The sequence below is a fragment of the Alteromonas sp. genome (assembly GCF_984505615.1).
In genome coordinates this window covers 68754-78582 of record NZ_CFHOXV010000016.1, presented here as the reverse complement: position 1 = coordinate 78582, position 9829 = coordinate 68754, and the positions used below count along the sequence as shown (strand labels likewise).

General features: G+C 50.2%; 9 protein-coding genes. 5 read left to right on the top strand and 4 right to left on the bottom strand.

The window, feature by feature from the left end:
- Positions 1-97: 97 nt before the first annotated feature.
- The gene (tolC, locus tag AC4PME_RS11120) at positions 98-1477 is read right to left on the bottom strand and encodes an outer membrane channel protein TolC (RefSeq protein WP_491046088.1); all 1380 of its coding nucleotides are present in this window, start codon (positions 1475-1477) and stop codon (positions 98-100) included.
- 246 nt (positions 1478-1723) lie between these two features.
- Here tolC and nudF point away from each other — a divergent pair, with 246 nt between their 5' ends.
- Genes nudF through AC4PME_RS11100 form a run of 4 tightly spaced genes read left to right on the top strand, consistent with a single transcriptional unit; the run spans position 1724 to position 4093 of the window.
- Positions 1724-2350 carry an ADP-ribose diphosphatase gene (gene nudF, locus AC4PME_RS11115; protein WP_119500026.1) on the top strand — a complete coding sequence of 209 codons (627 nt, stop codon included), beginning with the start codon at positions 1724-1726 and terminating at the stop codon, positions 2348-2350.
- Between the two features lie 38 nt (positions 2351-2388).
- On the top strand, positions 2389-2784 hold the full coding sequence (locus AC4PME_RS11110; RefSeq protein WP_119500027.1) for a DUF1249 domain-containing protein: 396 nt from the start codon (positions 2389-2391) through the stop codon (positions 2782-2784).
- Complete coding sequence (locus tag AC4PME_RS11105) at positions 2784-3518, top strand: metallophosphoesterase family protein (RefSeq protein WP_491046087.1); 735 nt, start codon at positions 2784-2786, stop codon at positions 3516-3518. The genes AC4PME_RS11110 and AC4PME_RS11105 overlap by 1 nt, the downstream gene beginning before the upstream one ends.
- A complete protein-coding gene (locus AC4PME_RS11100) occupies positions 3515-4093 on the top strand; it encodes a YqiA/YcfP family alpha/beta fold hydrolase (protein WP_491046086.1) in 579 nt (192 codons plus the stop codon). Before AC4PME_RS11105 ends, AC4PME_RS11100 begins: the two co-directional genes overlap by 4 nt.
- Here the strand turns inward: AC4PME_RS11100 and AC4PME_RS11095 are convergent.
- Positions 4071-6371 (bottom strand): DPP IV N-terminal domain-containing protein, encoded by a 2301-nt coding sequence (locus tag AC4PME_RS11095; RefSeq protein ID WP_491046085.1) that lies wholly within the window; start codon positions 6369-6371, stop codon positions 4071-4073. The genes AC4PME_RS11100 and AC4PME_RS11095 overlap by 23 nt on opposite strands.
- 214 nt (positions 6372-6585) lie before the next feature.
- Here AC4PME_RS11095 and parE point away from each other — a divergent pair, with 214 nt between their 5' ends.
- Complete coding sequence (parE, locus tag AC4PME_RS11090; protein ID WP_491046084.1) at positions 6586-8478, top strand: DNA topoisomerase IV subunit B; 1893 nt, start codon at positions 6586-6588, stop codon at positions 8476-8478.
- An 85-nt stretch (positions 8479-8563) separates the two neighbouring features.
- Here the strand turns inward: parE and AC4PME_RS11085 are convergent, their stop codons facing one another.
- Together AC4PME_RS11085 and AC4PME_RS11080 are read right to left on the bottom strand one after the other, a co-directional pair.
- On the bottom strand, positions 8564-9190 hold the full coding sequence (locus AC4PME_RS11085) for a LysE family translocator (RefSeq protein WP_491046083.1): 627 nt from the start codon (positions 9188-9190) through the stop codon (positions 8564-8566).
- A gap of 15 nt (positions 9191-9205) precedes the next feature.
- Positions 9206-9658: a GNAT family N-acetyltransferase gene (locus AC4PME_RS11080; protein WP_119500032.1), complete on the bottom strand. Its 453-nt coding sequence runs from the start codon at positions 9656-9658 to the stop codon at positions 9206-9208.
- Positions 9659-9829 lie beyond the last annotated feature (171 nt).

Sequence of the window (9829 nt, the reverse complement as noted above, 5' to 3'; positions counted from 1 at the left end):
GATTGCCTAACTCTAAGACTAGCTTAGAGGTGAGGCGGACCATCTAATTAAGCCGTTCGCCCGCCAGGGCAAACGGCTTTTGCATTTCTCTTCACAATTAACTGTTTTCGGCATCCGCCGGACGTAAACCTTTGTTAATCATTTCGATATCCTGTGCTGTCAGCGTACCGGCAGCCTGTTTCAGGTTAACCACCGCCTGAATGAAATCGTAGCGGGCACCAGCCAGATTCCGGCGGGCATCAAACAGGTTTTGCGTACTATCCAGTACGTCAACAATGGTACGGGTACCCACATCGAAACCGGCTTCAGTGGCTTCAAGTGCACTGCGGGCAGAAACCACAGCCTGTTCCAATGCGCGGATAGTCGACATCGATGCTTTCACATCGTTAAACGAGCTGCGTACTGACTGAACAGTCTGACGATAGGTCAGTTCCAGATCCTGACTGGCAGAAATGTAGTTAAACTTCGCCTGCTCAGTTTGTCCCGATACGCTCAGGCCCTGGAAGATTGGTACGTTCAGTTGCACACCAACACTGTAGCTGTCGAGGTAAGGCGTGGTGTTGTCGATAACTTCGTTACCTACAGTCGTTGTACTGAGAGTTTTGTCCTTGCCTGCAGACGCAGTTAAATCCAGTGTTGGCAGGTGACCGGCACGGGCAGAAGAAATGTCTTCTTTCGCAATGTCCATTGCCAGGCGGTTAACCAGTAACGATAAGTTCTTCTCTTCGGCGGTTTCCAGCCATTCATCCGGGGTGGCCGGTTGTGGCATGGTTGCAGAGAAGTTCTCTGTGTTGAGTTCGTACAGTCTGTCGTGGTACTTACCGGAAATTACACGAAGTGCTTCAAGTGCCAGCTCGACAGCATTTTCTGCCTGAATTTCCTGAGCAATAGTATTGTCGTAGTTAGCTTGCGCTTCATGGACGTCAGTGATCGCCGTTAAGCCCACTTCAAAACGTTGCTTGGTTTGTTCAAGTTGACGTTCAATGGCACTTTTCTGAGCTTTAACAAATTCCAGACTGTCTTTTGCACGTAACACATCAAAATAGGCAGTGGTTACCCGTACAATCAGTTGCTGCATGGCAGAGGCCAGAGTGGCGTCACTTTGTTCTGCTACTTTTTCCGCGCGGTCCAGACCTACCCAGTTGGCATGGTCGTATAATGACATGGAAAGGTTCAGGCCATAGCTGGTGGTATCACTGTCGGAGTCGATCATGGTGATACCTTCGCCTAAAAACTGGGCACGTTCAGCAGAAGACGTGGTATAACCTACGGTTCCTGAAATTTGTGGCAGTAAAGAGGCACGGCTGATGGTAATACCGGAGTAGGCAGCGTCCCGTTGCGCTTTGGCCTGATTTACAACCGGATCATTTGCCAGTGACTGCTGATATACTTGCAAAAGGTCGTCTGCAAATGCCGTTGCCGGAACACCTGCGGTAATACCTAATCCAACCATCAACGATAAGAGTGTTCGTTTCATTAATGTGCCTTCCTGTAATTATTGACGGTCCACTGGACTCATAAGCTATGAAGTGTATGAAATCACTCCGTAAACCGGTAGTCTGTTCTGGTAACAGGGCGTGTTTAACTGTAACAGAATATGTTATCGCCGCTTTTCTCTGTAAGCTTGAGTACGGCTTTTTACCAGAAAACCAAAATGGTGATTAAACAGCCGGTTTCAAGTTGACCAGTATCATAAGGCTTTTACATGCGAGAGTGAATGTAAATGAGCAAAAAAATCGGGATGTTTAACTCAAACGATATAAAGATTGAAGCAAAAACGCCACTGTATCAGGGCTTTTTTAAAATGGTGCGTTACGACTTCAAACACAAGCTGTTTGCCGGTGGATGGAGCGATACAGTGCGCCGTGAAATATTTGAACGGGGTCATGCCGTTGCCGTGCTGCCTTACGATCCTGATACGCAGGAATTCGTACTGATAGAGCAAATCCGGATAGGGGCAATGGCCACCAGTGACAACCCCTGGTTAATTGAAGTGATCGCCGGCATTATCGATGAAGGTGAAACCGAAGCGGATGTGTGTTGCCGCGAAGCTGAAGAAGAAGCCGGTATTGTACTCAGGCAACTGAGTAAAGCGACCAGTTACCTAGCCAGTCCGGGCGGCACCACGGAACGTATTCATATTTTTATGGCCACCACGGATGCCACTACCGCCAGCGGTATTCACGGCCTTGATCATGAGTCAGAAGATATCCGTGTTCACCGTGTAGCAGAAAAAGACGCCCTTGAATGGCTGGAAAATGGCCGCATTGACAACGCTGCTACCATAATTGCGCTACAATGGTTCTTCATGCATAAAAAAGTACTGTTGAAAAACTGGAGTCAGGTTTGAATCAGACAACGCGAAAATATGTACCACATCTTCCCAGCATGCAGGCACTGTGTGAACTGAACTACAGCCGTTTCCTGCGTTTGCTGCCGGACTGTGATACCGAATCGCTTGTCTACCGGTTTTCCGTGGCTGAGCAGTTCACTTATCAAATTACCATTGATGAGGCTGCCCGTTACACCACCACGCTGACGGTTTCTCAAAACAGTACCGGCACGCCGGAATATCTGAAACCGTCTATGTCTGTCAGGTTGTATCACGATGCCAGAATGGCTGAAGTCATCACCAGCCAGAACACCGGCGCGTTTGCCCCGTCATACGATTATCCCAACAGCAAAATGCGCCAGCGCAATGAGAAATTGATGATTAATATCTTTCTTGCAGAATGGCTGCAGTTTTGTCTGAAAAATAAACCTGTGGTATCGGCCCCGGTTTAATGCGGCTGCTGCAACTTTCCGACTGTCACCTGTTCGCCGATCATGCTCAGACAGGATACGGTGTAAATCCTTATCAGTCATTGAGCCGTGTGCTTGAATGTGCCGCCGGGGAATCGCCGGACTATGTGATAATTACCGGCGATGTGAGCGGCGATAACAGCGAAGAAAGCTACCGGCATTTTTTGTCTCTGATGAACCAGTATCTGCCCGGCTGTGAGTGGCGGGTCATAGCCGGAAATCATGACAGCAACGCTCACTTTGAAGCCATATTCGCTGATCACATTCTTCATGCCGGCAACGCCTGGTGTATCAAAAACTGGAAAGTACACGGGCTCGACACCCGTTTTCAGGGCGCACGGGGACAAATTCTGCCGGCAGAATTGCAGGCGGTGAGTGCAGATATCAACAGTACCGCTGATTGTTTTCACTTACTGGCACTGCATCATCACGTTGTGCCTACCGGCAGCTGGATGGATAAACACGCCCTGGAAAATCCTCAGGATCTGCTGGCCTGGCTTGAGTCCGCTACCGGTATCGCTCTGGCAATACATGGTCATGTGCATGCCGGATTATGTTATGAAGCCGCCGGAATACCCGTGTTGTCAGTACCGTCGACCTGTTGGCAATGGCAGTTAGGCCCTGAATTCGGCACTGCTGCGTTACCCCCGGGATTCCGGGAAATTATGTTGTCGCCTGATGGCGAATGGACCTCTTCAGTCAGGAGAATTGAATGATTCACGTGTTGTACCTGCACGGCTTTCTAAGCTCACCTAAATCAGTAAAAGCGCAACAAACCCTTGCCTGGTGTGAAAAGCACCGGCCGGATATCATGCTACATATCCCGCAACTGTCGAATTACCCTTCTCAGGTGGGGCAGCAACTGACAGACTATATTCAGGCCCATCCACAACTGACAGAAACGGGTCTGCGTGCCATAGGCAGCTCAATGGGAGGCTATTTGTCTACCTGGCTGGTGGAGCAGTACGGCGGCAAAGCGGTCTTAATCAATCCGGCGGTAAAGCCATTCGAATTGTTGCTTAAGTACGTCGGTGAGCATGTCAACCCTTACACCGGTGAGCCGTTTAAGATTGTGCAGGAAGATATGGCGGTACTGAAGGCGATGGACAGCGAAAGCTTAGCGGCACCGGAGAGCTATAAGGTACTGCTGCAAACCGGTGATGAAACCCTGGATTACCGCCAGGCTGAAGAAAAGTACGCTGACAGCGAACTTATCATTGAGCAGGGCGGCGACCACAGTTTTACCGGTTTTGAAACACACCTGCCGGCTATTTTCCGCTTTCTTGATTAAAATCCGGCAGGGGGCTGTGTTGCAGCTTTTCTACAAAAAAGCTGAATTGTCTGCGCTGAACATAGTTTACCGGGCCGGTTGATCGCCCGGCAGAATGCTCTCCGCCCGGAATGATCAGCAAATCAAAATCTTTGCCGGCTTTTACCAGTTTATCGACGACCTGCATGGTTGACGCCGGATCTACGTTGCTGTCCTGCTCGCCGTTAATGATCAGTAAGTTGCCCTGTAAATCCCCGGCATGTTCCATCGCCGATGAGGCCACATAGCTCTGATCAACAGGGTAGCCCATCCACAATTCATTCCAGCTGATTTTATCCATGCGGTTATCATAGCAACCGGCGTAGGCAACGCCGGTGGTATAAAATTCAGGGTGGAACACCAACGCACCAAGGGTACTCTGACCGCCGGCAGAGGCACCGTAAATGCCTGCGCCTTTTGAAATATCATACCAGAGATATTGAGCGGCAGCGGCTTTATGCCATTTTATCCGGTCGGGAAAACCTGAATCGCCAAGATTTTTCCACGCCACATCATGAAAGGCTTTCGAGCGGTTTGCCGTACCCATGCCATCCATCTGCACCACAATGAAACCCAGATTTGCCAGCGCCTGCATACCAATGATTTTATCGCCGCCGGAATGGTAGCCAAACGGCCAGAAACTTTTAGGCACGAAACTGTCATGGGGGCCGGCGTAGATATTTTCTATTACCGGATACTGCTTTGTCGCATCGAAGTTCTGCGGTTTCACAATCAGGCCCCAAATATCTGTTTTATCATCCCGCCCTTTTGCCACAAATACGTCCGGGGCAGTAAACCCGGCGGCGGTCAGGCGGGAAATATCCGGCTTCGCCAGTGTGCGCAGTAACTTGCCATCTTTTGTGCGTCTGAGTTCGGCCACATTGGGCAGGTCGGGTCTGGAATACACATCCACATACCACTGCATATCATCAGAGAAGCGCACTTCGTGATTTGCCTTCGCGCCGGTAAGAGGTGTCAGTGCCGTACCGTCAAAATTGATCCGGTAGTAATGCATGAAGTAGGGATCTTCGCCTTCATTCATGCCACTGGCAGCAAAATAGATCTGGCGGGCTTCATCATCAACATGCACCACTTCCCGCACCGGCCAGTTCCCCTGCGTAATTTGTTGCGGCTGGCTGTCATTATCCCCGTCATATAAATAGAGGTGGGCATAGCCGTCCCGCTCAGATAACCAGATTCGCTCTTTGCCCGCCTTGTTTACATCGTGATAAAAGCCCCGCCAGCGGTTGATAAAGGTCTCAGCGTTCTCTTCAATGGCAACGGTTGCACGGCCGGATTGTTTATCCACCGTGATGATGCGCTCCTGCTGGTGGCCGCGACGGGTGTAGTGAAACGAAAATGCACGGTTATCGTTATGCCAGTAAATACCGCTGATAATATAAGCCTGATCTGTCAGCGAACGTGCCACATCCTGTTGTGATGATGTTGTCAGGTTAATCAGTACAGGCTGGTCGGCATCAACACGGTCACCGGGCTTGGGGTAGAGCTGTTTAACTACCTCAGGCTGCAAGCGGTTTTCAGGCGCTGCCACCACCCGTGTCACATACCGGGCTTCTCCCGGCACAAAACGGATGACCACCAGCGCGTCATTTTCGCCGGACCATTTTACCGAAGCAATGTCGTACTGATTTTCTGCAGAGCCGTCTGAAGTTTGATAAACAATGTCATCGTTGCTGTTTTTTATTACCAGGTTATAGCCTTCCTGCATGGCCCGGTATTTACCATCCGGTGAAGCCGGCACCATATCATCCAGCGAAACGGTTAAATCCCGCACGACGCCAAATGCTTTAGGGCGATAGTGGTCGTACTCCTGCGCATGGCAATCTGCGCGGGACAAACTGCACTGCCAGTTCTCATAGTCCATACTGAAATGCAGGGTGTCATTGTCGTTATCAAGATTGACATGAGACAAGGGTAAATCTGATGGCAATACGTCACTGCCCATGGCAGCCGACAACCCTCTGGCAATGATGTCATGGTCAAACGCTTTCACCGGCTTACCACCGGATACGGACTCACTGAACCAGGTGAAGCCGCCGGCTACTGTTTTGCGGTAAATGAATGTTTCATTGTCTGGTTGCCAGTCTGCGGGGAAAACAATGTCACGGGTCAGGGTCTTCCAGTTTTCCCTGAGTGACACGGCAGCTTCAAAGTCAGCAGCGTCCGGCGATGATGCTTGTGAGGCAGGGGCATAAGTGACAATAAGAGTGGATAACAAAGCTAGATGCGCAAATTTCACGGTTTCTCCCGGTTATTTTTATTTTTTCTTCGTCCTGAATAATGAGTCATCAGATTACGAAGTTTTCCGGGCAAAGGTAAAGCGTCTCTGTCTGCGTCAGATGCCCGCCGGACGCAAACGGGCAATTGCTCACATAACTGATGCCTGCTAACATCGTTTAAAACTGTGGCACGCCCGTGCCTATAATAAACAGCGTCCTGGAATAAGCAGCACTATGTCTAATCAATATAATTCCGAAGCGATAGAAGTCCTCAATGGCCTGGATCCGGTTAAACGCCGTCCGGGCATGTACACCGATACGATGCGGCCCAATCACCTCGGTCAGGAAGTTATCGATAACAGTGTGGATGAGGCGCTGGCCGGACATGCGACGAATATCAAAGTGATCCTGCATGAAGATCAGTCGCTGGAAGTTATTGATGATGGCCGGGGCATGCCGGTAGACATTCACCCGGAAGAAAAAATGTCCGGTGTGGAATTAATCATGACCAAGCTTCATGCCGGCGGTAAGTTTTCCAATAAAAACTATGCTTTTTCCGGTGGTTTGCACGGGGTAGGGATTTCTGTTGTTAACGCTCTGTCTACCCGCGTCGAAGTGGTTATCCGCCGTGACGCAAACGTCTATCAGATTGATTTTGCCAATGGTGAAAAGGCGGAAGAGTTACGGGTCATCGACTCCTGCGGTCGCCGGAATACCGGTACCCGTGTAAGGTTCTGGCCTGATCCTCAGTATTTCGATTCTGCTAAGTTTTCTGTATCCCGCTTAGTGCACAACTTACGTGCTAAAGCGGTGCTTTGCCCGGGGCTGCGCATCCGCTTCGACAATAAAGTCAGCGGCGATACCACCGAGTGGTATTTTGAAGACGGCTTGCGGGATTATTTGTATCAGGCTGTGCAGGAATTCGAAACGCTGCCGGCAGACACGCCTTTTATCGGAAACTTCTCCGGCAATGCCGAGGCTGCGGACTGGGCTGTCATGTGGCTGCCTGAAGGTGGCGAACTGGTCACCGAGAGTTACGTAAACCTTATTCCTACTGCTCAGGGCGGTACCCATGTTAACGGTCTTCGTCAGGGCCTGCTGGAGTCTATGCGGGAATTTTGTGAATTCCGTAATCTGATGCCCCGCGGTGTTAAATTGTCCCCTGATGATATCTGGGATCGCTGCGCTTACATCTTATCAACGAAGATGCAGGACCCTCAGTTTGCCGGTCAGACAAAAGAACGTTTATCCAGCCGTCAGGCATCAGCGTTTGTGTCCGGCGTGGTTAAGGATGCTTTCAGCTTATGGCTGAACCAGCATACTGACGTGGCAGAAGCCCTGGCGGAAATGTGTATTAACAACGCCCAGCGCCGTCTGCGCCAGAATAAGAAAGTAGCCCGTAAGAAAGTAACGCAGGGCCCGGCACTACCCGGTAAGCTCACGGATTGCTCCGGTCAGGATATTACCCGTTCAGAACTGTTTCTGGTGGAAGGGGATTCCGCGGGTGGTTCTGCCAAGCAAGCGCGGGATCGTGAGTTCCAGGCCATTATGCCGCTGCGGGGAAAAATTCTGAACAGCTGGGAAGTCGAGTCTTCTCAGGTACTGGGTTCACAGGAAATTCACGATATTTCCGTTGCACTGGGTATTGACCCGGATTCTTCGGATTTATCCGGTTTGCGCTACGGGAAAATTTGTATTCTGGCTGATGCTGACTCCGATGGACTGCACATTGCCACGTTGTTGTGTGCCTTGTTCGTCCGTCACTTCCGTGCGCTGGTAGAAGCCGGTCATGTGTATGTTGCCATGCCGCCGCTGTTCCGCATCGATGTGGGTAAAGAAGTGTTTTACGCCCTGGATGAAAGCGAAAAACAGGGCATTCTGGACCGTATTGAAGCTGAGAAGAAGCGGGGCAAAGTGAACGTGCAACGCTTCAAAGGTCTGGGTGAAATGAACCCTATCCAGTTACGTGAAACCACCATGGATCCTAATACCCGCCGGTTAGTCCAGCTTACCATTGATGACAGCACTGAAATGTTGGAGATGATGGATATGTTGCTGGCTAAAAAGCGCTCCGGTGACAGAAAGTCCTGGCTGGAAAGCAAAGGGAATATGGCCGAAGTGGTGTAATGCCCCGCTGCCTTTATTAAAACTAAAAATAGCCACATCTGTGGCTATTTTTGATTCTGAATACCGCTTTAAATACCCGGCCGGATTATTTATCCAGTGCCAGCCTGACACCCAGACCCACCAGTAATGTGCCGGTAAATTTGTTTAAGTAATTCAGGTATGCCGGGTTTTCCCGCAGTTTTTTACTGATAAAGGCTGATGCCGTCGCCAGGCAAAGGCCATACACTGAACTGGTGACGACAAAAGTCAGCCCCAGCAGCAGAAAGCTGGTGAAGTGACTGGTACTGTCAGGTGCAATAAACTGAGGCAGAAAAGCAAGGAAAAACAAAGCAACTTTCGGGTTCAGTGCGTTGGTTATCAGGCCCTGGCGAAATACGCCCGCAAAACTTTGCTCTGTGAGCGGACCGTTACCGCCCAACCCCGACTGACGGGTGAGTACCATTTTAATTCCCATATACACCAGGTAAGCGGCACCAGCCCATTTTACGGCTGTAAATGCAACCGGTGAGGCAGTGATTAATGCAGACAGACCCACCGCCGCCATCAGCGTATGACAAACCGCACCGGCAGAAATGCCCAGTGCAGATGCAATACCCGTACGTTTACCCTGCGCCATGCTTCTGCCCAGAATATAGAAAGTGTCCGGACCGGGGATCAGGTTCAGCATAATGCTGGCTAACACAAAGGCTTCAAAATTTTGAATACCGGACATGTAAGGCTCCTTTCTTTAACGGGTGAGTTTCATATCAATATGGGGAATACCGTCTTCCAGATACATGGTGGATGTCGGCGTAAAGCCGAATTTTCCGTAGAAACCTGCCAGATGTTCCTGTGCGCCGATTTCAATATCCTGCTCCGGCCAATATTCAGCGCAGTACGCTAATGCTTTTTCGATCAGAGTGTATCCCTGTCCCGAACCGCGACACTGGCTGGTTGTCAGCACCCTGCCAATACTGACTGAAGGATAGCTGAGCCCGGGCGGTAACAACCTGGCGTAGGCGACTATGTCTCCGTTCTCATAACCAAGCAGGTGACGAACACCGGCCTGAGTATCTTTATCATCCAGCTCAGGATAGGGACAATTTTGCTCTACGACAAACACATTTATTCGTGCCTGAACCAGGGCGTACAGTTGGGTGGTTGTTAGCTCACCGAAAGTCAGGCATTGCCAGTTGAGCATAGTATTATCTGCATTGTCTTTAAAATGAATAAGGGAAATGTATCAGGCTTACCGGATTATTGCACCGGCATTCCGGAAGCATAGTCCTTCATTTCACCTGCATATCAGGTGGCACTCTGGTCAATCTTTGCTAATTTTTGTATGAGGCGGCAATCAGGCTGCCTTCTTTTT

Excerpts from the sequence above, each read along its gene's own strand:
- nudF (WP_119500026.1), top strand. The coding sequence starts at position 1,724 with ATGAGCAAAAAAATCGGGATGTTTAACTCAAACGATATAAAGATTGAA.
- parE (WP_491046084.1), top strand. The coding sequence starts at position 6,586 with ATGTCTAATCAATATAATTCCGAAGCGATAGAAGTCCTCAATGGCCTG.
- AC4PME_RS11085 (WP_491046083.1), bottom strand. The coding sequence starts at position 9,190 with ATGTCCGGTATTCAAAATTTTGAAGCCTTTGTGTTAGCCAGCATTATG.
- AC4PME_RS11105 (WP_491046087.1), top strand. The coding sequence starts at position 2,784 with ATGCGGCTGCTGCAACTTTCCGACTGTCACCTGTTCGCCGATCATGCT.
- AC4PME_RS11080 (WP_119500032.1), bottom strand. The coding sequence starts at position 9,658 with ATGCTCAACTGGCAATGCCTGACTTTCGGTGAGCTAACAACCACCCAA.
- AC4PME_RS11100 (WP_491046086.1), top strand. The coding sequence starts at position 3,515 with ATGATTCACGTGTTGTACCTGCACGGCTTTCTAAGCTCACCTAAATCA.
- AC4PME_RS11110 (WP_119500027.1), top strand. The coding sequence starts at position 2,389 with ATGCAGGCACTGTGTGAACTGAACTACAGCCGTTTCCTGCGTTTGCTG.
- tolC (WP_491046088.1), bottom strand. The coding sequence starts at position 1,477 with ATGAAACGAACACTCTTATCGTTGATGGTTGGATTAGGTATTACCGCA.